Raw genomic sequence first — 23,362 nt, forward strand, 5'->3', positions numbered from 1 at the left:
GGTGTGTATTTTGCGTAAATCCTCCTAGCGCAAATCCCCCCACAGCGCCTGCATTGCCGCGATACAGGCGACAGCGGCCGTCTCCGTACGTAATACACGCGGACCGAGACGAATACTGCTGTAACCGTGCGCATGTGCCAGTTGCCGTTCGTGCGTATCGAGTCCGCCCTCCGGGCCAATCAGTAAGCAGATATTGTTAGCGGGTGCCGACATGGCATTCAGACTATCCCTGGCCAGCGGGTCCAGCAGGAGTTTTGTTGCCGTGACATCCTGTTCCAGGTATTCGGGCAGGTCGAGGGCGGCGTCAAGCACGGGCACACGATTACGCCCGCACTGTTCACAGGCACTGCGAATCACGCCTTGCCAGTGTTGCTGGCGTTTCTCAAGTCGCTCACCATCCAGTGACACCATACTGCGCTGGCTGAATACCGGGATGATGCGTGTAATGCCGAGTTCAGTAGCCTTCTGAATCGTGTAGTCCATGCGCTCGCCACGAGAGATACCCTGTACCAGCGTCAGGTTGAGAGGCGACTCGCAATCATGGTCAGTAAATGCGCCAATAAGTAAATTGGCACCACGTTTGCTAACAGTCTGCAGTTGTGCCGAATACTCGCCGCCGTGTCCGTTGAAGACGGAAAGGGCTACCCCGGGCTTAAGGCGCAGGACGCGTGCAACATAATTGAGCCGTTCACCCTCTAATGAAACGGTGTCACCCGTTTGTAACGGGGTATCAAGAAAGAGGCGGGAGATTCTCATAGAGATTGATGATTTGTACATGGATGTACTTATGCCGTGTAGGCCATGGATGGCCGAGAACGGCTTGCGGTGTGACAATTGTTTTCCGGTCATCAATCCGCAATCATAAAGCATCAATGTTAAATCCCGAGCTCCTTGAGCAGACCAACGGTCGGTTCGGCCCGGTTCATGGAGTAAAAGTGCAGGCCTGGTGCCCCGGCATCGAGTAACTGTTCACACAATTGCAGGGAGACATCAAAACCAAAGTCACGAATCGAATCCAGATCGTCACCATAGCCTTCGAGGCGTGTGCGGATCCATCGCGGGATTTCGGCACCACAGCCGGCGGAGAAACGTGCCAGCTGCTTGTAGTTGGTAATGGGATATATGCCCGGGATGATCGGGATCGTTACGCCGAGGCGCTCACTATCCTCGACAAAGCGTGCCCAGGCATCGGCATTGTAGAAATACTGGGTGATCGCGGCATTGGCACCGGCCGCGGCCTTGTTTGCAAAGTGCAGTAAATCATCCTGCATGCAGGCCGACTGAGGATGCATTTCCGGGTAAGCGGCGATCTCGATATGAAAATGCTCACCGGTCTCGTTACGAATGAACTCAATCAGTTCATTGGCATAATGGAATTCACCGGGGTCATCCATGCCCTCTGGCAGGTCGCCACGTAGGGCGACAATACGCGAAACACCCGCGTCCATGTATTGTTTCAGCAGGCCGGCGATCTTTTCACGGGTCGAACCGATGCAGGTGATGTGCGGTGCGGCGGCGAAGCCATGGCGCATGATCTGCTGAATCGTGTCGAAGGTGCCTTCCTGGGTGGTGCCACCCGCACCATAGGTGCAGGAGATATAACTGAAATCAATCGACTTGAACTCAGTCAGTGTAGCGTCAAGATTTTCTCTTCCCTGTTCTGTCTTGGGAGGAAAAAACTCACAGCTGAATGTTTGTTTGTTTTCTGTGTTACGCATGTTTTCAGTGCCAGATGTGGGGAGTAAGGCGTGAGAATAATTGACTCACACCTTACTCCTCATCTTTAGTAGCGGTAATGTTCGGGTTTGAAAGGACCTTCAATCGAAACATTAATATAATCAGCTTGCTCTTTAGTTAAGGCGCTTAAATGTGCGCCAACTTTTTGCAAGTGCAAACGTGCCACTTTTTCATCAAGAATTTTTGGAAGAATATAAACTTTATTCTCGTAGTTCTCAGAATTTTTGTAAAATTCAATTTGTGCCATTACCTGATTGGTAAATGATGCGGACATGACGAAACTTGGGTGGCCTGTTGCACAACCCAGGTTAACCAGGCGACCCTTGGCGAGGATGATGATCTTCTTGCCATCAGGGAAGATAACGTGATCAACTTGTGGTTTTATTTCAGACCATTCGTATTTTGCAAGTGATGCGATGTCGATTTCAGAATCGAAGTGCCCGATGTTACAGACAATGGCTTCGTTCTTCATCTTGACCATATGGTCATGATTGATAACGTTCATGTTTCCGGTGGTGGTAACAAAGATATCACCTTGTGAACACGCTTCATTCATATCAACGACGCGGTGGCCTTCCATTGCAGCCTGTAATGCACAGATTGGGTCAATTTCTGTAACCCAAACAGTTGCACCCATGCCTTTGAATGCCTGGGCACAGCCTTTACCAACATCACCGTAACCTAAAACAACTGCGATTTTTCCGGCAATCATTACGTCGGTTGCTCGTTTGATTGAATCGATTAAAGATTCACGACAACCGTACAGGTTATCGAATTTAGATTTGGTTGCAGAGTCGTTTACGTTCATTGCAGGGAAAAGTAACTGACCTTTTTCCTGCATTTCATATAAACGGTGGACACCGGTAGTAGTTTCTTCGGTTACACCCTTAATGCTGGCGGCCGTATCTTGCCAGTGTGTTGAACCCTCTGAAATAGTACGACGTAATACATCAAGAATAGCTTTGTATTCTTCGTTATCACTATCTTTGGTTGCGGGGATGGCGCCGGCTTTTTCAAATTCAACACCTTTGTGCACGAGTAAAGTCGCATCACCACCATCATCAAGGATCATGTTCGGTAGTTTGCCATCAGGCCAGGTTAGGGCTTGTTCCGTACACCACCAGTATTCTTCAATGGTTTCACCTTTCCAGGCAAACACAGGGATACCCTGTGCAGCAATAGCGGCGGCGGCATGGTCCTGTGTGGAGAAGATGTTACAGGACACCCAGCGTACCTCGGCACCGAGCGCTACCAGCGTCTCAATGAGGACAGCGGTCTGGATTGTCATATGGATACTGCCCATGATACGGCAGCCTGCGAGAGGTTGTTCTTTACCAAACTCTTCGCGCAAGGCCATCAGACCGGGCATCTCAGTTTCGGCAATAGCAATTTCTTTGTGGCCCCATTCGGCCAGGCCAATATCGGCCACTTTATAATCGGTAAAATTTGGATCAACGACTGCGTTCATGTCTACCTCCTTCAAGGATCAAAGTCGGTGGACGCCGTTTTACGAAAACCGTCAACCCGAGCCTGGCGAGTTTGTCTCGCTGCAGCGTCCCTCGGGTCAACGGGTATAGGAGAATAGCCTATTTACAGACCGGCTGCCTCTTTCAAGGCGGCAGCCTTGTCGGTGCGTTCCCATGGCAGGTCGAGATCATCACGACCAAAGTGGCCATAGGCGGCCGTTTTACGGTAAATAGGTTGTAAAAGATCCAGCATTTTCACCAGACCACCGGCACGTAGGTCAAAATGCGCCGCAATTAAATCGATAATACGTTCTTCACTGATCTTACCGGTACCAAAGGTCTCAACACGTACCGAGGTAGGCTGGGCAACGCCAATAGCGTATGAGACCTGGATTTCACAGCGTTCGGCAATGCCGGCGGCAACGATATTTTTGGCCACGTAACGGGTTGCATAGGCGGCTGAACGGTCTACCTTGCTTGGGTCTTTACCGGAGAAGGCGCCACCACCATGACGGGCCATGCCGCCATAGGTATCGACGATGATCTTGCGACCAGTCAGGCCACAGTCACCGACTGGGCCACCAATCACAAAACGACCCGTAGGATTAATATGGTATTTGGTATCGGCATGCAGCCACTCCGCCGGCAGCACGGGCTTGATAACTTCTTCCATGATCGCTTCCTGCAGGGCACTCAGGCTGACCTCTTCAGTATGCTGGGTGGAGAGCACGACGGCGTCAATGGCAACAGGTTTACCGTCTTCATAACGGAAGGTCACCTGGCTTTTGGCATCCGGGCGTAACCACGGCAATACACCTTTTTTACGCACCTCGGCCTGGCGACGTACCAGACGGTGTGAATAGGTGATCGGTGCCGGCATCAGTACGTCGGTTTCGTTACTGGCATAGCCAAACATCATGCCCTGGTCGCCGGCACCCTGTTCGTGATCTTCTGATTCGTCTACGCCCATGGCGATGTCGGCGGATTGTTTATCAATCGATGTCAGAACCGCGCAGGACTCCCAGTCGAAGCCCATGTCTGAACTGTTATAGCCAATTTCCTTAATCACACCGCGCGCGGTTTCGGTCATGTCGACCCAGGCGCTGGTGGTGATTTCGCCGGCGATCATGACCATACCGGTAGTGACCATGGTTTCGCAGGCGACACGTGCCTTGGTATCTTGCTCGAGAATCGCGTCGAGAATGGCGTCTGAGATCTGATCGGCGACTTTATCCGGATGGCCTTCTGAAACTGATTCGGAGGTGAAGAGATGTTCGCTCATACTGTTATTTCCTCGTAAAAAAACCCGCTTTAGCTGGACTAAAGCGGGTTCGGGAACTGGATCTCTTCCTCGCTTTAGCCGTATTTATTAAGCGCCCGCAATCTGAATTCAAATCGGCGCTGTCGTGGCAGTGATTATAGGGGGATTGATAGAGAAGTCAAAGAGGATAGCAATTTGGATTGTGACTTTTTGTTACTTAATAAATGTAAGAATGATTACCTGAGTATGGTGTTATTGCTCGAGGCTCACAGAACCCTATCGGGTTCATTGTGAGTACCCTACGCTTCCAGCGTCAGGGCAGCCTCACCCATTTTCAATGGGTCAAGACAAAAAAGGCGCTGCTGCGGCAGTGCCTTTTCTGTGAGGCTCAGGGGGGCGTGGCTGCAGTCGTTCTAATAACCCCAGATACCTTCCAGTAAAGAGGCATAACCCGCATATTGTTCAGGGGTGGCGGCCTCGAAGGAGGGGAAGTTAATCGCCTCCAGCATCGCTTGTCCTTCAGGCGTTTTATCGGCATCCAGCAGGGCTTTACGGATCGCGTTCTGGACATCCTGGGGAACCCTGGAGGAGGCCGAGATCGCCGTATGCGGGACCTGTTCGGTAACGGTAATCGTCACCAGTTCCGGGTATTGTCCGACCAGTGGCGTCGGCACCATCGCACCAATGGCCTTGCCCTCAATGACTTTCTTGATGGAGTCCACTGAATTATTGACCTCGACGATGACCGGCTGGCGCAGCGGGTTGGGGAACATCTCCTCGACGCGCAGCATGCCGAGACTGGGGGAGCCGATCGAGGCAATGGATTTGCCGATGAGTTCTTCCGGGTCGAGGATGTCGGCACCTTCACCTGTCACCAGGGTGTAGGAAACGGCATCGGCACGCTTGGCCAGTATTTTGTAGGCCATACGTTTGGCGCGATAGTCCGTCAGGTGAGCGGCATCGAGGATAAGGTCATACCGGGTATTTTTTTTCATGGTTTCCCAGTAACTGAGGAAATTGATGGCGGTGATGAGCTTAATATCGTGCCCGGTTTGCTGGGAGAGGTAGTCCGTTAGAGGCTGGAAGGCCTCTTTTGTCTGTTCCGGTGGCAGGATCGGCTGGACGACGAAATTATACTCGGCTGCCTGACCGAGGGGGGGGAACAGCCCGAGCCCGAGAACAATAATCAGATTGCGTAGCCAGTGTTTTTTTGTTTTATAACAAACTGAAAATAAAGGATTATTCATGATTTTTTACGTTGGCCCTGTTGTGTCTCGCGGAGGTTACCCCAACCATCCGCAATGAGAATAGGTTTATTACTTTGTCCGAAAAGTGTAGCCACCAAACCCCCTGTGTTGCAAGGTAAAATCAAGATTTTAGGCAGGTTTCTTCATGATCTCACTGATGTGGCGGTAATTTAGGCCCTGCCCGGGCCGTTCGGGGAAGCCTTTCTATCATATCTATTTATATGGCCATTGATATGCGCCTTATAACTCTTTGAAAAATATAATAATGCCCCCCCCAGCCCAGGACTTATTTTGCTTCGAGTATTGCCCCGCACGGGCAGGTAGGCGAGAATACGCCCCTTAACTCCGGCCGACGGGTCTAAAAATCCGTAGCACCAGCCCCATGGGGGGGACCCGAGAGCACCCCATGTTCAGTCCACTCAGGACGTCCCGTGTTGGGCGTCGGGGAGGTTATTACCCCCGCATCAATAGGGGTGGCAGCTGGCCAGGAGGAGAATCGTTTTTTTAACCCGTGATGAACCCGCGCAGGGTGCATCAGGGGATAACCGTTTTTTGCAATTTTAACTTTTAAAGAGAGGACTCTGGTATGTCATCAAATTCACCTCGCCGTCGCGAACTTGCGAATGCTGTTCGTGCACTGAGCATGGATGCCGTACAGAAAGCAAAGTCAGGTCACCCGGGTGCACCGATGGGTATGGCCGATATTGCCGAAGTGCTATGGAACGACCACATGCAGCACAACCCGAGCAATCCGAAATGGGCGAATCGCGATCGCTTCGTCCTGTCGAACGGTCACGGCTCCATGCTGATCTACTCACTGTTGCACCTGACCGGCTATGACCTGAGCATGGATGATCTGAAGAACTTCCGTCAGCTGCATTCAAAGACACCGGGTCATCCGGAATACGGTTATGCCCCGGGTGTTGAAACCACTACCGGTCCACTTGGCCAGGGTATTACCAATGCTGTCGGTATGGCGATTGCTGAAAAGGCACTGGCCGGCCAGTTCAACCAGAAGGGTCACAACATTGTTGACCACCACACCTATGTGTTCCTGGGTGATGGCTGTCTGATGGAAGGGATCTCTCACGAGGCCTGTTCATTGGCCGGTACCCTGAATCTTGGCAAGTTGATCGCCTTCTGGGATGACAATGGTATCTCCATCGATGGTCACGTCGAAGGCTGGTTTACCGATGACACACCAAAGCGTTTCGAGTCTTATGGCTGGCACGTGATTGCCGATGTCGACGGACATGATCCGGAGGCCCTGCTGAAGGCCGTTGAGACCGCCAAGGCCATGACCGACAAGCCGACCATGATTTGTTGTAAGACGACCATCGGTTTTGGTTCACCGAACAAGGCCGGTAGCCACGCCTGTCACGGTGCGCCGCTGGGTGAAGAAGAGATCAACCTAACCAAGGCCGCCCTCGGTTGGGATCATGGTCCTTTCGAAGTGCCTGCCGATATTTACCATGGCTGGGATGCGAAAGAAAAAGGCGCCGCCGCAGAGGCCGCCTGGAATAAAAAATTCGCTGCCTACAAGGCCGCCTACCCGGAACTGGCCGCTGAATATGAACGCCGTATGGCCGGTGACCTGCCTGCGGACTGGGCGGCCAAGTCTGCCGAGTTCATTGCCTCTGTCAACGCCGAGGCCAAGAGCCCGGCGACACGCCAGGCCTCACTGGCCGCTATCGAGGCGTATTCACCCATGGCGCCTGAACTGTTCGGTGGTTCGGCCGACCTCGGTTGTTCAAACCTGACCGAGTGGTCTGGTTACAAACCGATGATCAGCAACGAAGTGGCTAACTACGTCAATTACGGTGTACGTGAATTCGGTATGTCTGCGATCATGAACGGTATCGCCCTGCACGGTGGTCTGATCCCGTTTGGCGCGACCTTCCTGATGTTCTCTGAGTATGCACGTAATGCGATCCGCATGTCGGCACTGATGAAGATCCGCAGCATCTTCGTATTTACCCATGACTCGATCGGTCTGGGAGAAGATGGCCCGACCCACCAGGCCGTTGAGCAGATTCCAACTCTGCGTATGATCCCTAACATGCATGTCTGGCGTGCCTGTGATGCCGTTGAGTCTGCTGTCAGCTGGCAACAGGCGATTGAACGTAACGATGGTCCTTCATGCCTGATCTTCTCGCGCCAGGGTCTGCCACATCAGACACGTACAGCGGATCAGATTGAAGCCATCAAGAAGGGCGGCTACATCCTCAAGGATTGTAACGGCACACCGGATGCGATCATCATCGCCACCGGTTCGGAAGTTGCCCTGGCGACAGGTGCTGCCGAAGCACTCAGCGGCAAAAACATCCGTGTTGTTTCCATGCCATCTACCAATGTTTTTGAGGCGCAGGATGCCGCCTACAAAGAATCTGTGTTGCCGGCTGCTGTCACTGCCCGTGTAGCGGTTGAAGCAGCCGTAACAGAAGGCTGGTACAAGTATGTTGGCCTGAACGGCAAGGTTGTCGGTATCGACCGCTTTGGTGAATCAGCACCGGCTGACCAGCTGTTCAAGGAATTTGGCTTCACCGTTGAAAACGTGGTGAAGGCCGTTGAGTCTGTTCTTTAATTTTTATTATTAGTAAATAAAAGAGTAAGGGGAATAATCACATGACTATAAAAGTCGGTATTAACGGTTTCGGCCGAATCGGTCGTATGGCCTTCCGTGCTATCGCCAAGGATTTTTCTGGCGATATCGAAGTTGTCGGTATTAACGACCTGCTGGACGCTGATTACCTGGCCTACATGCTGAAGTATGATTCAGTACACGGTCGTTTCGGTGGTGACGTTTCTGTTAGTGGTAACAACCTGGTGGTTGATGGCAAGACCATCCGCCTGACAGCAGAACGTGACCCGGCGGATCTGAAGTGGAACGACATTGGTGCCGATCTGGTGATCGAATGTACCGGTTTCTTCCTGACCGAAGAAACTTGTCAGAAGCATATCGACGCCGGCGCCAAGAAGGTTGTCATGTCTGCACCTTCAAAAGACGGCACACCAATGTTTGTGCACGGTGTCAACCACGACAGCTACGCCGGTCAGGCCATCGTTTCTGCGGCGTCTTGTACCACCAACTGTCTGGCACCTGTTGCCAAGGTCCTGAATGACAAGTGGGGCATCAAGCGTGGTCTGATGACGACGGTTCACGCTGCCACTGCCACGCAGAAGACGGTAGACGGTCCTTCACAGAAAGACTGGCGCGGTGGTCGCGGTATTCTGGAAAACATCATCCCTTCATCAACCGGTGCGGCCAAGGCCGTGGGTGTGGTTCTGCCGGAACTGAACGGCAAACTGACAGGTATGGCCTTCCGCGTGCCAACGTCTGACGTGTCTGTGGTTGACCTGACCGTTGAACTGGAAAAAGAAGCTTCCTACGCAGACATCTGTGCTGCCATGAAGGCCGCTTCTGAGTCTGGCCCAATGAGTGAAACCCTGGGTTACACCGACGAGAAGGTTGTTTCTACGGATTTCCGTGGTTGTGGCAACTCATCCATCTTCGATTCAGAAGCCGGCATTGCCCTGGATGGAACGTTCGTCAAGCTGGTTTCCTGGTACGACAACGAGTACGGCTACACCTGTAACATGCTGCGCTTCGTCAAGCACGTATCAAAATAAGCGACGCTTATTTGCGAAGTTTGAATTGATCGCCAGCCCGACCCAATCTATACGGGGGTTCGGGCTGGTTGATTAACAAAAGAAAATTATTTGTTAAGTCCGTCTGCTATTAATTCAGGCACGCTTACCAAACAGTTTTTAAAAATTATTTAGGAGTTACAAGATGTCTTTTATCAAGCTGACTGATCTGGACCTGGCCGGCAAGCGGGTATTGATTCGCGCCGACCTGAACGTACCGGTTAAAGATGGCAAGGTTACTTCGGATGCGCGTATTGCGGCCTCCATGCCAACCATTGAACACTGCATGCAGGCCGGTGCCTCGGTCATGGTCATGTCGCACCGTGGTCGCCCGGAAGAAGGCAAGGCCGATGAAGAAAATTCCATGGCGCCGATCGCTGCGGATATGTCGACCAAGCTGGGCAAGGAAGTGCGCCTGATCAAGGATTACCTGGGCGGTGGTTTCGATGTCGCCGCCGGTGAGTGTGTGCTGCTGGAAAACGTGCGTTTCAATGCCGGCGAGAAAAAAGACGACGAGGCACTGGCGAAGAAGTATGCGGCACTGTGTGACGTCTTTGTCATGGATGCCTTCGGTACCGCACACCGCGCCCAGGCCTCTACTCATGGTGTCGGCAAGTTTGCGCCGACCGCCTGTGCCGGACTGTTGCTTGCCAACGAACTGGACTGTCTTGAGAAGGCACTGGCCAACCCGGCCCGCCCAATGGTAGCCATTGTCGGTGGCTCCAAGGTCTCTACCAAACTGACCGTGCTCGAGGCCCTGTCTGAGAAGGTTGACCAGCTCGTGGTCGGGGGCGGCATCGCCAATACCTTCCTCAAGGCCATGGGTCACAATGTCGGCAAGTCACTCTGCGAAGATGACCTCGTTGATACGGCCAAGGACCTGATTAAGAAAATGAAGGAACGTGGCGCCAATATCCCGATCGCGGTCGACGTTGTTTGCGGCAAGAAGTTTGACGAAAACGAGCCGGCAGTCCTGAAAACACCGGAAGAGGTCGAGGACGATGATATGATTTTTGATATCGGCCCGAAATCTGCCCAGGAACTGGCCGACATTATCAGCAAGGCCGGTACCATTATCTGGAACGGCCCGGTGGGCGTGTTTGAATTCGACCAGTTTGGCGCGGGCACCAAGACGGTTTCCATGGCCATCGCCAATGCTGACGGCTTCAGTCTGGCCGGTGGCGGTGACACGATTGCCGCGATCCAGAAGTACGATATTTACGATAAGGTGTCTTACATCTCGACCGCGGGTGGTGCCTTCCTCGAGTATCTCGAGGGCAAGATCCTGCCAGCCGTGGCGATGCTGGAAGAGCGCGCCAAATAAGTGGGCAATACTCGGGTGGCTAGCAAGGGCTAGCCGCTGTCATGCAGGGCGAATTGTAGTACCCTGAAGTGCTGCCTAAGCAGCCCAAGACATTTGAAAGAAGGTAATGAACAGAAGAACCAAAATTGTGGCCACATTAGGCCCACGCTCAGATGACCCCAAGGTCCTCGACCGGATGATTGAAGCCGGCATGGATGTGGCACGTCTGAATTTCTCTCACGATGCCCACGAAGTGCATAAAGAACGTGCCAAGACAGCACGTAATCGGGCGCGTGCTCACGGTCGTCAGATCGGCGTTATCATTGATCTGCAGGGCCCGAAGATTCGCATCGAACGTTTTGCCAACGGTAAGATCGAGCTGACCGATGGTGACAACTTCATCCTTGATTCCGCACATGACCCGAACCAGGGCAACCAGGAGCGTGTCGGTATTGCCTACAAGGAATTGCCGAACGATGTTGGCCGCGGTGATACCCTGTTACTCAATGATGGTCGCATCCTGCTGTGGGTAGAAGAGGTCGAAGGCACGGAGGTCCGCTGCCGCGTCACCCAGGGTGGAGAGCTCTCTGACCGCAAAGGCATTAATAAGCAGGGTGGCGGTCTTTCAGCCCCCGCGCTGACCGATAAGGACCGTGCAGACATCCTTTCCGCTGCAGACATCAAGGCCGATTACCTGGCCGTGTCTTTTGTCCGTAACGCCGAGGATGTTAACGAGGCTCGCCGTTTGCTGCGCGCGGCCGGTGGCGAAGGCGGCATTATCGCCAAGGTTGAACGTGCCGAGGCACTCGATAAGCTCGAAGAGATCATCGAGGCCAGTGATGCCATCATGGTCGCCCGTGGTGACCTGGGTGTTGAGATCGGTGACGAGGCCCTGCCACCCGTACAGAAGCGCATGATTTCCCTGGCCCGCGAGATGAACCGTGTTGTTATCACGGCCACGCAGATGATGGAGTCGATGATCGAAAGCCCGATCCCGACCCGTGCCGAGGTCTTCGACGTCGCCAATGCGGTGCTTGACGGCACCGATGCGGTGATGTTGTCTGCCGAGACCGCCGTGGGCAAATACCCGGACAAGGTCATCGCGGCCATGCACCGTATCTGTCTCGGCGTTGAGAAACAGCGCGCGGTGACCCACTCTGATCACCGTATCAACACGGAATTCGAACATATCGATGAAGCCGTGGCCATGGCGAGTATGTACACCGCCAATCACCTCGGTGTGAAGGCGATTGCCGCCTTGACGGAGTCTGGCTCGACGGCCTTGTGGATGTCACGGATCAGTTCCGGTATCCCGATTTATGCCCTGACCAGTCATGTGCAGACGCGGCGTAAGGTCACACTCTATCGTGGTGTCTACCCGGTGAGTTTTGAAACGACCAGTAATGACCATGCGGTGGTGAACAAAGAGGCCATTGATGAACTCGTTCGACGTGGCGCGGTACGCGACGGTGACCTGGTGATTATCACCAAGGGTGATTTGATGGGTAAGCTTGGTGGCACCAACGCGATGAAGGTCGTACGCGTCGGTGATATGGAAGTACCAGAAGAAACCTGATGGCTTTAACAAGAAGTTTTTTTTCAGTAACACAGTAACGATAAATTACAGGAGGTCCACATGGCCCTGATATCAATGCGACAACTGCTGGACTACGCAGCCGAAAACGATTTCGGTATGCCAGCATTCAACGTTAACAACATGGAGCAGGTGCATGCCATCATGCAGGCTGCGGATGAGTGTGATAGCCCGGTTATCATGCAAGGTTCAGCCGGTGCCCGTTCTTATGCAGGCGAACCTTTCCTGCGTCACCTGATCACTGCCGCCACCGAAATGTACCCGCACATCCCGGTTGTCATGCACCAGGACCATGGTTCAGAGCCAGCGGTTTGTCTGCGTTCTATCCAGTCCGGCTTCACCTCGGTGATGATGGACGGTTCCCTGATGGCCGACATGAAGACCCCGGCCAGCTTCGAGTACAATGTTGAAGTGACCAAGGAAGTCGTGAAGATGGCCCACGCCGGTGGTGTTTCCGTTGAGGGTGAACTGGGTTGCCTGGGTTCACTGGAAACCGGTGAAATGGGTGAAGAAGATGGCCACGGTGCCGAAGGCAAGCTGGACATGGACCAGCTGCTGACCGGTGTTGAAGAAGCGGCTGACTTTGTTAAGGCTACCGGTGTTGATGCCCTGGCGATCGCCATCGGTACCTCACACGGTGCCTACAAGTTCACCAAGGAACCGACTGGTGACATCCTGCGTATCGACCGCATTAAGGAAATCCACTCGCGTCTGCCTAACACCCACCTGGTGATGCATGGTTCTTCATCTGTGCCGCAGGACTGGCTGGAAATCATCAACAACTACGGTGGTGACATGGGCCAGACCTATGGTGTGCCGGTTGAAGAAATCCTTGAAGGTATCAAGAACGGCGTGCGCAAGGTCAACATTGATACCGACCTGCGTATGGCCAGCACCGGCGCGGTTCGCAAGTTCCTGAGCGAAAACCCGTCAAACTTCGACCCACGCAAGTTCCTCAAGGCCTCTACTGCGGCTATGAAGGACATCTGTAAGGCCCGTTACGAAGCCTTCGGTTGTGCCGGTCACGCCTCCAAGATCAAGCCCCTGAGCATGGAAGTCATGTTCCAGAAGTATGCCAAGGGTGAGCTCGCGCAGAAGGTCAAGTAAGTCGACTGCTCATACGAGTGAATACAAAGGGGCGTACTTCGGTACGCCCCTTTTTTTAGTGTCAGTTGTTTTACCTTACTGACACTTATGAGGGTTTTTTTTAGTGTCAGTTGTTTTACCTTACTGACACTTATGAGGGTTTTCTTAGTGTCAGTTGTTTTACCTTACTAACACTTATGGGGTTTTTTATTGTTACAGGTCTGTGATACATAGAGTTGTATGAAAGAGTCGGTTATCCTTTTGCATGGTATGGGGCGTTCACGCCTGTCGATGGCCCTGTTGGCCGCGAGGTTGCGCAAGCAGGGTTTTGCTACGCTCAATGTGGGTTACCCTTCCACACGTCAAACGATTGAGCGTCTGAGTGACAAATACCTTGCGCCTGCTATCGCCAAGTGCAAGGCCAAAGGTGCGGAACGTATCCATCTCGTCACCCATTCTCTGGGCGGTATCATTAGCCGTTATTACTTGCAGGGACATCGCCTGCCAAAAGGCAGTCGTATCGTCATGCTAAGCCCGCCCAATAAGGGCAGTGAAGTGACAGATGCCATGAAAAGCCGTTGGTTATATCAGGTGATGCTGGGTCCGGCCGGACAGGTGCTCGGGACCGATGATGACAGCCTGCCGAACAGACTGAAAACGGTTGAAGAAGAGGTGGGGATTATAACGGGTGATCGCAGTTCAGACCCTTGGTTTGAAAAGCTGTTTCCCGGTGCAAATGATGGCAAGGTTTCTGTTGAACGTAGTCAACTGGATGAAATGGTGGATTTTCTTGTCGTTAATACCGGCCACACCTTTATTATGAACAGCATGGCGGTGATGAAGCAGGTGGTGTATTTTCTACAGCATGGCAGCTTCGACAGAGATAAAAAGATAAAGGCCTGAAAAATGCGTATAGGCTACAAAAAAATCATCTGGCTTGGGATCTTCTTCAGTGTGCTTATCTGGTCAGGGATCAATCCCAGGGATCAGGTGATCTGGTTACTGGAGGTATCTCCGGCGATGCTGGCCTTGCCGGTGCTCATCTATACGAGGACAAGTTTCCCGCTGACAACATTGGTCTATGTGCTGATATTGTTGCATAGCATAATCCTCATGGTAGGCGGTCACTATACCTATGCAGAAGTGCCATTCTTCAATGACTTCCCTGATGTGCTGGGGCTTGAACGCAATAACTATGACAAGCTGGGCCACTTTGCCCAGGGGTTTGTCCCGGCCATTATTGCCCGGGAAATACTGCTGCGTAAGCACGTGGTTGCGGGCAAGGCCTGGCTGGCATTTATTATCGTCAGTATTTGCCTGGCGATCAGCGCCCTCTACGAGATGTTTGAGTGGGCCGTGGCCACCACCTCGGAAGAGGCCGCCGAGGCCTTCCTCGGTATGCAGGGTTATGTCTGGGATACGCAGGCCGACATGTTCACGGCCCTGCTCGGTGCCATCGTGGCATTGCTGTTACTCAGTCGCGTACATGATCGGCAGCTGGCGCGGCTAGTCAGGTAACCCTATGTAGGCATGGGGATGAAATAATGAAAAAAATAATCCAGGGGCTAACAGATTTCTTTGTACCGATTGACGCGCAAGGGGGGCGCATTTATTCACTGGATGGTGCCATTGCAAGTAGCGGCCTGGTAAATGGGCGTATGGCCTATATCCGCGCAGAACAGATCCGGCTCCTTTACCGTCAGGCCTATCTGATGCTGTTGGCAAATATTATTATTGCTACGGTACTGCTGAGTTTCTATTGGCAATATAAGACCCCGGGAGTATTACTAAGCTGGTTTGCAGCGATTTGTATTCTCACTGTGTTACGGACAGTATTATTATGGAAGTATTATTTTCCCCGCCCGAGCATTGAAGATTCACCCCGATGGGGTCGGTATTTTATGACAGGTGCGCTGTTCTCCGGTTGTCTGTGGGGGGCAGGAGGCTATCTTTTGTATTCATCGACGGAATTATATCTGAATTCCCTGCTACTGCTGGTCATCGGCGGCATGATCGTCGGTTCCGTGACATCGCTGGCGTCCTATTCACAAACCTTTATTCTCTATGCGGTACCTGCAATTACCCCCCTCATTGTCGTGCTGTTGACAGATGAATTCACCAATAACCAGATACTGGGGCTGGCGGTTATAGGGTTCCTGGTTATCCAGCTGGCGTATTCACGCAACATACAAAGGACCATTACTGATTCGATTGAGCTGCGATTTGAAAATATTGAATTGCTGGCCGAGTTGGAGAAACGTGCAGAAGTCGATACGAAACTCAGGCAGGCCGCCGAAACAGCCAATATCTCCAAGTCGCGTTTTCTTGCCGCCAGCAGTCATGACCTACGCCAACCATTACATGCCCTGGGTTTGTTTCTGGATGCACTGTCTTCATCCCGAAATGATGGCGAGCGAAAAGAAATATTGGAAAAGATCACTAATTCGGTCGATGCCTTGAATACCTTACTGACGGCATTGCTGGATATATCCAAACTGGATGCGGGCACTGTGGATATTAATGTCTGTGCTTTTTATCTGAGAGAGATCACTGACAAACTGGAAACGGAATTTTCAGTCCAGGCGGAGAGAAAAGGTCTGGTGTTTATTTATGATGTGGATGACCTGCTGGTCAGGACAGACAAATTGCTCCTGAACCGGATACTGAGAAATCTTCTCGATAATGCCATTAAGTACACCAATGAGGGCAAGGTAAGTATTACTGCAAGACAGAGGCAAGAGGGAGTCCAGATTTGTATTGAAGACAGTGGCAAGGGTGTGCCAGAAGAAGAGCATGAGCGAATCTTTGACGAGTATCATCAATTGCACAATCCGGGACGTGATCGGGAGCAAGGCCTGGGTCTGGGCTTGGCAATAGTCCGTCGTCTGTGTGGCTTGCTCGAGCATGAATTGCTCTTTGATTCTCGACTGAATGACGGGGCAATATTTAAGCTGATGATTCCCGCTGCACGAGCCGAAGATGTGGAAGTCGATATTAAAGAGGCTGGTGCGGGTTCATGGATGCTGGATGGTAAGCTTGTCGTCGTCATTGATGATGAGAAATCGATTCTTGATGGTATGCAAACAGTCTTGCAGGGCTGGGGTTGCAAGGTCGTTGCAGCTGAATCGGCTGAGTCGGTGTTGACTATGCTTGAGACAACCTCACAAACACCAGACATGATCATCAGTGACTATCGTCTGGCAGAAAACAAAACAGGCATTCAGGCCATTAAGGAAATCAAGCAGGTCTATGGCGAAACTATCCCGGGTGTACTTATTACAGGTGATACTGAAAAGGATATCTTCAAGCAGGCCGATCGAAGGGGTTATACCCTGTTACACAAACCCGTAAAGCCGGTGCAACTGCGCATGGTATTTAATCAGCTGCTGCACCAATAAGCAGGCCGTTCTCTTCGGCGCAGCGGATACAGGCGATACGGTTGCTTACCTCCAATGCCTGGAAAATAGCACTGATATGAGACTTGACCGTGTTTTCTGTCAGGTAAAGGCTCTTGGCAATATCCTTGTTGGAGTAACCCTTGGCGAGCAGGCCGAGTACCTCAAACTGGCGTCTGGTCAGACTATAACGACTGAAGCCGGCCGTGGACTCTTCTGCCCGCTGGTGGCTGATTTTTGCGACCCGTTGGCGAAGTTCTTCCGGGAGGTATATCTCGCCGTTGAGGATTTTTTTCAGGGCATTGGTCAGTGACAGGCTATTGTGAGACTTTGGGATAAAACCGAGTGCCCCCGCATCAATGGCCTGCTTAATGATACGCACATCTTCCTGTGCCGAAAGTACGGCAATCGGTATCCATAATTTACGCGACATAATGGCCTTTAACAGGTCAATCCCGTCAAGCCCAGGCAAGCTCAGGTCCAGCAGGATCAGGTCAAAGTCAGGTTTGTCTTCGAGTGACTGCAGGGCCTCATCGGCGTTATGTGCCTCGGTAATGGCTAACGCATCAATGGCCTGTACCAATACATGTCGAAGACCATCTATAAATAGCTGGTGATCGTCAATAATCAGTATATGCATAGGTTCTCCTGCCCTGCGTAAAGCTAGTGCAGGCGGTTAGCGGGTTTTAGCCATTTCGCTAGGGGAATTGTAACATCGGAGACTTAGGGAATAACTCATACCATTGGGTGAATTTTATCTGGCCGGGCCGGGCGGGGTTCAGCACTAAAGTGCCAGACAGAAACAAGAGCATTTACTGGCGGACGGGCCTTTTTTGCAGTTTTCGCTGCAGGCTGCGGCGATGCATGCCCAGCGCGCGGGCGGCGGCTGAGATATTGCCATCATGTTCAGCGAGTATCTTCTGGATATGTTCCCACTCGAGTCGTTTTACCGACATGGGTTGTTGGGCGGCGTTGATATCGGCATTACCCTCGTCCTGATACAGGGCATCAATAATGGCATCGACCTCGACGGGCTTGGTCAGATAATGTCTGGCACCAAGTTTGATGGACTCCACCGCGGTGGCGATGCTGGCAAAGCCGGTCAATACGATCAGACGCATATCAGGATAACGCGAGCTGAGCGTCTCGATGACCCGTAGACCCGATTCATCGCCGATGCATAAATCAATGATGCCGAGTGCCGGTGTATATTGAGCGGCCAGGCTCAGTGCACTATGGCTGTCATTGGCCTTATGCACAATAAAGTCACGTCGTTCGAGGGCACGGGCGAGTGCATCACGAAAGGCCTCGTCGTCATCGACCAGCAGGATACTTTCAGAACGGTCTGTTTCCATATCCCCTACCTTACACGGTCTTCGACAAGGGCAGCCGGATACGTGTTGTCACGCCGCCACCCTCACGGTTGAAAAGACGTACCTCACCGGCAAAGCGGGTAATAATGGAATGGGCAAGAAACAGCCCCAGCCCCATGCCTTCACCTTTTTCACTGTAGGGTTGAGTGCCGATGAGCTGTTCTGCCTGGTCGCTTAGGCCCTTGCCACGGTCATTAATATCCATGCTCAGACCGTTCACATCCCAGCGCGCCTGCCATTCCACTTCATTAGGTGAGGCATCGGCGGCGTTATCGAGGATATTACACAAGGCCTGGCTCAGACTGCGGTCGGCCAGTATGCCGGGGACGGGTTCAGGCCCCTGCCAGTCTGTATGTATGTGAACAGAGGGGCGCGATTGTTGCCATTCTTCTAACACCTCATGCAGAAAATTCTTCACGGGCAGGATCCCCCCGCCCGTAAGCGAGACACCACCCGCTGAGGCCGAGAGGGTGGCAAGGGCATTCTTGCAACGGCTGATTTGTTCTCTCAGGGTATGGACGAGTCGTTGTGTCTGCGGGTCATCAATGCTTTCCCTTAACTCCTCACTGAGCAGGGCCATGGTACCCAATGGCGTACCCAGCTCATGCGCGGTACTCGCCGCCAGGGTTCCCAGCACAATGAGTTGTTCATCACGCAGGTGCTTCTCACGTGCCGCGGCCAGTGCCTGATCCTTGCTGCGCAGGCTGCGGCGCATACCGACAACGAAGTAGGCGATCACGGCAGCACTAACAACAAAGGCCAGCCACATACCGAACACGTGTTGGCTAAAGCTGTGTTCCTCACCGTGTATATGCGGCAGCGGTACATATTTCCACATCAGCAGGCTGTAACAGAGCCCCGTGAACAGGGTCAGGATCCAGACATAGGTCGCAGGCAACACGGCCGTGGCGATAATAATCGGTAGCAGGAACAACAGTACAAACGGATTGCTGGCCCCACCTGAAAGGTAGAGCAGGCTGCTAAGGGCAAGCACATCCACCATAAGCTGCAAGAGGAACTCCAGTTGACCGACAGGTCCACCCCATGTCAGGCGCAGTCGGGTAAAGACATTGAACAACGCCAGGGCGATGAGCACCAGCGACATGGAGGTGGCCGGTATCGGCATGCCCAGGAAGGCGACCACGGCATAAATGAGCACGCCCCAACAGATGACGGTAATTATCCTGAGAGTAAATAGTCGCCTGAGATTTTGTCTCTCGGCATGGTCATGGCGATGTGCGGGCTTTGTGTCGGTCATCTGTTCAGCATGCTGGAATCGAAGGGGATATTCTAGCGCGCCGGGCCGAGGCGGGTAAGGGAAATAAGCCTGAGTAATGCGCTAAGTTTTTGATTTAATGAAGGGTGCGACAATATGTCACATGTTCTCGGCCGCTGACAGACGCTAGTATCGCTGGCAGAACATAAATACCAGCAGTGAGTAAATCGGGAATAGAATGAAACGAATTATCAGCAGCACGCTATTTCTGGCTGGCTTGGCCAGTTTGAGCCTGGCCCATGCCCATGAATGGAAGGGCGCACGGCCGGATGGGCATGCGCCGATTGGCGTGATGGGCGATCATACCCACAAAACCGGCGAGGTCATGTTCTCGTATCGTTACATGCAGATGACAATGGATGGCAACCGTGATGGTAGCAACCGCCTGAGCACGGCCGAGGTCCTGGCCGATTACATGGTGGCGCCACTGGAAATGGACATGGACATGCATATGTTCGGTGCCATGTATGCGCCGAACGATAACCTGACCTTGATGGCCATGCTGCCCTATGTGAAAAACTCCATGAAGCATATTACCCGCATGGGGCGTGAATTCACTACTAAGGCTGAAGGGATTGGGGATATTAAGCTCAGTGGCCTGTACCAGGTACACAACCATGGTGGGAACAAGGTGCACCTGAACCTCGGCCTGAGTGTGCCCACTGGTTCCATTGACGAGCGCGACGACACCCCGGCCGCCGCCAATGCTAAATTACCCTATCCCATGCAGCTTGGTTCCGGTACCTATGACCTGATGCCGGGCATTACCTACCTGGGACAGAATGCTGAGCTTTCCTGGGGCGCGCAGGCCCTGGCCACGATTCGTCTCGGTGAGAACGATAACGACTACACGCTCGGTGATAAGCTGGAAGTGAGCGGCTGGTTACAACGCAAGTGGTCGGATTCATTCAGTACCTCGGTTCGCCTGGATGCTCAGCGGTGGGGGGATATCGATGGTGCCGACCCGGATCTAAATCCGATGATGGTCGCAACCGCTGATCCCGACTTACGCGCCGGCAGTCGGGTCGATGTCCTGCTTGGTGTTAACTACTATGTACGCTCCGGCGGCCTCAAGGGGCATCGTATCGCCCTCGAAGTGGGCAAGCCCGTCTACCAAAAGCTGGATGGCCCACAACTGGAAACCGACCTGACCCTGATGGCAGGCTGGCAGTACGCCTTCTAGAGATAGACACAGAACGGACAAGCTCCCGACCCTCTCGGGTGCTTTTTATGGAGAGGCCGCCACCGCGAGCCTCTCCTTTTTTTGCCCTGACCCATCGGAGATGGGTAGGGTACTCATAATGAACCCTGAAAGGGTTCTATGAGTGGTGAATGTGCAAGCCCAGAAAGCCTACATAAACACAGAAACCCAAAGCCCCACGGACATCGGAGATTACCCTGACTCCGGAGGAGTAGGGTACGTATGATGAACCCTGAAAGGGTTCTATGAGTGGTGAATGTGCAAGCCCAGAAAGCCTACATAAACACAGAAACCCAAAGCTCCACGGACATCGAAGAAAATAAAACACCGTCATTCCGGCGCGACCAGAACAATGTCCAGGAAGCACTTAATGACCAGAGCTTGTGAGGCAAGATCAGGAAATCCCTGATGAAGTTCGTAGAAATTCTAGGGAGATCATCGAAGATGATCTAAGTGCAGGCCGGCATCCAGCAGCGAGAACAGGGATTAACCACAAAGTGCACGACGTGCCGTAACGTTCGCGCGGTGCGCAAAGCGCACCCTACCGGTTTGCGGCGTGTTTTAGCCGAGCTCCTTACCCGTCAGCTTCTTGCAGGCCTCGCGGTATTTCTCGCTGGTCCTGGCGATGACCTCGTCGGGGATCGTCGGTGGCGGCGGGGTCTTGTCCCAGTCCTGGCTCTCCAGCCAGTCGCGGATGTATTGTTTGTCATAACTCTCAGGGCTCTTGCCCGGGGTATAGCTCTCGGCTGGCCAGAAGCGTGAGGAATCCGGCGTCAAGGCCTCGTCGATCAGCACGAGTTGATCATTCTCATCCAGGCCGAACTCAAACTTGGTATCGGCGATGATGATGCCACGTTCGGCAGCGTAATCACGGGCCTTTGTATACAGTTTCAGACTGACGTCGCGGACCTGTTCGGCGAGCTCCCGACCCACCAGCTTGACGGTGGCATCAAAATCGATGTTCTCGTCGTGGTCGCCAATAGCGGCCTTGCTCGACGGGGTGTAAATAGGTTGCTCGAGCTTGTCCGCCAGTTGCAGGCCCTTGGGTAGCCGAATGCCGCAAATGGCCCCGCTGGCCTGGTAGTCCTTCCAGCCGGAGCCGATAATATAACCGCGTACAATGGCCTCGATGGGCAGTGGGCGCAATTTGCGCACGACGGTGGCCTGGCCTTCGACGGTGGCGCGCTCCCCGGCATCAGGCAGTACTTCGTCGAGCGTGCGTGAGGCGAGATGGTTCGGTACGATGTCGGCAAGATAGTCGAACCAGAAGTTCGAGACCGTGGTTAATACCCGGCCCTTGTCCGGGATGGGCGTTTTCATGATGACATCAAAGGCCGACAGACGGTCGGTGGTGACGATCAGCATGTGCTGGTCATCGATATCATAAATATCGCGCACCTTGCCGCGATTAATCAGTTTCAGGCTGGTCAGGTTTGATTCGTAAAGGGGCGCTGCCATGATGAAATTCTGCTTATGTTTCAGGAATGAAGGCGTGATTGTGCCGTGAGTGCGGGACAGACGCAAATGCCACTATTTATCTATGCCGGCCAGGGTGGGCCGCTGTCGCTGCGCCCGCTCGAGGCCCTGCTTGAGGCCGGCTACCGCCCGCAGGCCGTGTTGATGCCGGTAACGGCCAACACGTCTAACCCGTCGAAATCACTGCCTGTACGGCCACCCCGTGACCCTGATAGCCTTGCTTACCTGGCCTTTGAGGAAGAGCTGCCCCTGCTTGGCTGGCAACAGGGCAAAGAGGCGGAAATCGCGGCGAAAATAACTGAACTGGGGCCGGAACTGGTGGTGTGTAGCTGTTTCCCATGGCGGGTACCGCCCAGGCTACTTGGCATCCCCCGCCATGGCTGGTGGAACCTGCATCCCTCATTATTGCCTGCCTATCGGGGGCCGGATCCACTGTTCTGGCAGCAGCGGGCCGCCGAGGGTAACACCGGGATCAGTCTGCACCAGATGGACGAGGGGCTTGATACGGGGCCGATCCTGGGCCAGGCTGCGGTTTCTTTAACCCTCGGGGATTTGCGTGAGGCCGAGCAGAGGCTGGGTGCAGAGGGCGGGCAATTACTGGTCAGGGCATTTCAGGAATTGATGGCCGGCGAGCTTCGGCCACGGCCACAGGCTGCGGCTGGCGCCAGTTACCAACCGTTACCAAACAAGGTGAGGCAGACGACATGGCGGTAAGAGAGGTATTACGTATGGGTGATCCGGCCCTGCTCAGGCGGGCCGGGGCCGTGAGCGAATTTAATACACCGGCACTCGATGCCTTGATCGAGGATATGTTTGAGACCATGGCCGCCTGTGACGGGGCCGGGCTGGCCGCGCCGCAGATTGGCGTCGACCTGCGTGTGGTGATCTTCGGGGTCGGGCATAACCCGCGTTATCCGGATGCCGAGACGGTACCGCAGACCGTGCTCATCAACCCGCAGATCATGCCATTAAACGAGGGCATGGATGAGGGCTGGGAAGGCTGCCTGTCTGTGCCCGGTATGCGTGGCTTGGTGCCGCGCTTCACGCATATCCATTACAAGGGTTTTGACCAGTTAGGTCGACAGATTGACCGTGAGGTGACGGGTTTCCATGCCCGGGTTGTGCAGCACGAGTGTGATCACCTCGATGGCATTCTCTACCCGCAGCGTATCCCGGATATGCGCTACTTTGGTTTTACCGAGGAGCTTCTGACCGAGGGACTGATGGGGACCCCAAAAACGCCCTGTGACCAGCCATGAACGGCCGATAGCAGAGAAAAAGAAACGGGGCCCATAAGGC

At 53.4% G+C, this 23,362-nt stretch carries 20 protein-coding genes and 1 riboswitch; of the genes, 11 read left to right on the forward strand and 9 right to left on the reverse strand.

What is annotated here, in order from left to right; all coding sequences use genetic code 11:
• Positions 1–24 precede the first annotated feature (24 nt).
• The 5 genes from EL386_RS01620 to EL386_RS01640 all read right to left on the reverse strand — a co-directional run bounded on the left by EL386_RS01620 (position 25) and on the right by EL386_RS01640 (position 5,711).
• Positions 25–849 carry a 16S rRNA (uracil(1498)-N(3))-methyltransferase gene (locus tag EL386_RS01620; protein WP_232020227.1) on the reverse strand — a complete coding sequence of 275 codons (825 nt, stop codon included), beginning with the start codon at positions 847–849 and terminating at the stop codon, positions 25–27.
• A 26-nt stretch (positions 850–875) separates the two neighbouring features.
• Positions 876–1,718, reverse strand: a complete 843-nt coding sequence (metF, locus tag EL386_RS01625; RefSeq protein ID WP_126452635.1) for a methylenetetrahydrofolate reductase [NAD(P)H] — start codon at positions 1,716–1,718, stop codon at positions 876–878.
• Positions 1,719–1,783: 65 nt separating this feature from the next.
• Positions 1,784–3,205, reverse strand: a complete 1,422-nt coding sequence (gene ahcY, locus EL386_RS01630) for an adenosylhomocysteinase (protein ID WP_126452637.1) — start codon at positions 3,203–3,205, stop codon at positions 1,784–1,786.
• 22 nt (positions 3,206–3,227) lie between these two features.
• Positions 3,228–3,304, reverse strand: a riboswitch (S-adenosyl-L-homocysteine riboswitch).
• 23 nt (positions 3,305–3,327) lie between these two features.
• The gene (gene metK, locus EL386_RS01635) at positions 3,328–4,485 is read right to left on the reverse strand and encodes a methionine adenosyltransferase (protein ID WP_126452639.1); all 1,158 of its coding nucleotides are present in this window, start codon (positions 4,483–4,485) and stop codon (positions 3,328–3,330) included.
• A gap of 392 nt (positions 4,486–4,877) precedes the next feature.
• Entirely contained in the window at positions 4,878–5,711 is an 834-nt protein-coding gene (locus tag EL386_RS01640; RefSeq protein ID WP_126452641.1) for a phosphate/phosphite/phosphonate ABC transporter substrate-binding protein, read from the reverse strand.
• Between the two features lie 586 nt (positions 5,712–6,297).
• Between EL386_RS01640 and tkt the strand changes: the two genes are divergently transcribed.
• The 8 genes from tkt to EL386_RS01680 all read left to right on the forward strand — a co-directional run bounded on the left by tkt (position 6,298) and on the right by EL386_RS01680 (position 16,740).
• A complete protein-coding gene (gene tkt / locus EL386_RS01645) occupies positions 6,298–8,295 on the forward strand; it encodes a transketolase (protein ID WP_126452642.1) in 1,998 nt (665 codons plus the stop codon).
• 41 nt (positions 8,296–8,336) lie between these two features.
• Positions 8,337–9,341 carry a type I glyceraldehyde-3-phosphate dehydrogenase gene (gene gap, locus EL386_RS01650; RefSeq protein WP_126452644.1) on the forward strand — a complete coding sequence of 335 codons (1,005 nt, stop codon included), beginning with the start codon at positions 8,337–8,339 and terminating at the stop codon, positions 9,339–9,341.
• A 163-nt stretch (positions 9,342–9,504) separates the two neighbouring features.
• Positions 9,505–10,683 carry a phosphoglycerate kinase gene (locus tag EL386_RS01655; protein ID WP_126452647.1) on the forward strand — a complete coding sequence of 393 codons (1,179 nt, stop codon included), beginning with the start codon at positions 9,505–9,507 and terminating at the stop codon, positions 10,681–10,683.
• 106 nt (positions 10,684–10,789) lie between these two features.
• The gene (gene pyk / locus EL386_RS01660; RefSeq protein ID WP_126452649.1) at positions 10,790–12,238 is read left to right on the forward strand and encodes a pyruvate kinase; all 1,449 of its coding nucleotides are present in this window, start codon (positions 10,790–10,792) and stop codon (positions 12,236–12,238) included.
• Between the two features lie 60 nt (positions 12,239–12,298).
• Positions 12,299–13,363: a class II fructose-bisphosphate aldolase gene (gene fba, locus EL386_RS01665; RefSeq protein ID WP_126452651.1), complete on the forward strand. Its 1,065-nt coding sequence runs from the start codon at positions 12,299–12,301 to the stop codon at positions 13,361–13,363.
• 219 nt (positions 13,364–13,582) lie between these two features.
• Entirely contained in the window at positions 13,583–14,245 is a 663-nt protein-coding gene (locus tag EL386_RS01670) for an esterase/lipase family protein (RefSeq protein ID WP_126452653.1), read from the forward strand.
• A 3-nt stretch (positions 14,246–14,248) separates the two neighbouring features.
• Complete coding sequence (locus tag EL386_RS01675) at positions 14,249–14,860, forward strand: DUF2238 domain-containing protein (RefSeq protein ID WP_126452655.1); 612 nt, start codon at positions 14,249–14,251, stop codon at positions 14,858–14,860.
• A 26-nt stretch (positions 14,861–14,886) separates the two neighbouring features.
• Positions 14,887–16,740, forward strand: a complete 1,854-nt coding sequence (locus EL386_RS01680) for an ATP-binding response regulator (RefSeq protein WP_126452657.1) — start codon at positions 14,887–14,889, stop codon at positions 16,738–16,740.
• On the opposite strand, the gene EL386_RS01685 is transcribed toward EL386_RS01680, so the two are convergent.
• The 3 genes from EL386_RS01685 to EL386_RS01695 all read right to left on the reverse strand — a co-directional run bounded on the left by EL386_RS01685 (position 16,718) and on the right by EL386_RS01695 (position 19,368).
• The gene (locus tag EL386_RS01685; RefSeq protein WP_126452659.1) at positions 16,718–17,377 is read right to left on the reverse strand and encodes a response regulator transcription factor; all 660 of its coding nucleotides are present in this window, start codon (positions 17,375–17,377) and stop codon (positions 16,718–16,720) included. The genes EL386_RS01680 and EL386_RS01685 overlap by 23 nt on opposite strands.
• A gap of 172 nt (positions 17,378–17,549) precedes the next feature.
• Positions 17,550–18,092: a response regulator transcription factor gene (locus EL386_RS01690; RefSeq protein WP_126452661.1), complete on the reverse strand. Its 543-nt coding sequence runs from the start codon at positions 18,090–18,092 to the stop codon at positions 17,550–17,552.
• Positions 18,093–18,102: 10 nt separating this feature from the next.
• The gene (locus EL386_RS01695) at positions 18,103–19,368 is read right to left on the reverse strand and encodes an ATP-binding protein (protein ID WP_126452663.1); all 1,266 of its coding nucleotides are present in this window, start codon (positions 19,366–19,368) and stop codon (positions 18,103–18,105) included.
• A 196-nt stretch (positions 19,369–19,564) separates the two neighbouring features.
• Here EL386_RS01695 and EL386_RS01700 point away from each other — a divergent pair, with 196 nt between their 5' ends.
• On the forward strand, positions 19,565–20,569 hold the full coding sequence (locus EL386_RS01700) for a transporter (protein ID WP_126452665.1): 1,005 nt from the start codon (positions 19,565–19,567) through the stop codon (positions 20,567–20,569).
• A 579-nt stretch (positions 20,570–21,148) separates the two neighbouring features.
• Here EL386_RS01700 and EL386_RS01705 read toward each other — a convergent pair.
• Positions 21,149–22,045: a phosphoribosylaminoimidazolesuccinocarboxamide synthase gene (locus EL386_RS01705; RefSeq protein WP_126452667.1), complete on the reverse strand. Its 897-nt coding sequence runs from the start codon at positions 22,043–22,045 to the stop codon at positions 21,149–21,151.
• A gap of 66 nt (positions 22,046–22,111) precedes the next feature.
• Between EL386_RS01705 and EL386_RS01710 the strand changes: the two genes are divergently transcribed.
• Positions 22,112–22,777, forward strand: coding sequence for a methionyl-tRNA formyltransferase (locus EL386_RS01710; protein ID WP_126452669.1), 666 nt, complete (start codon positions 22,112–22,114; stop codon positions 22,775–22,777).
• Positions 22,768–23,322 (forward strand): peptide deformylase, encoded by a 555-nt coding sequence (gene def / locus EL386_RS01715; RefSeq protein ID WP_126452670.1) that lies wholly within the window; start codon positions 22,768–22,770, stop codon positions 23,320–23,322. Before EL386_RS01710 ends, def begins: the two co-directional genes overlap by 10 nt.
• Positions 23,323–23,362: the final 40 nt, after the last annotated feature.

Source organism: Sulfuriflexus mobilis, from assembly GCF_003967195.1.
GTDB lineage: Bacteria > Pseudomonadota > Gammaproteobacteria > AKS1 > AKS1 > Sulfuriflexus > Sulfuriflexus mobilis.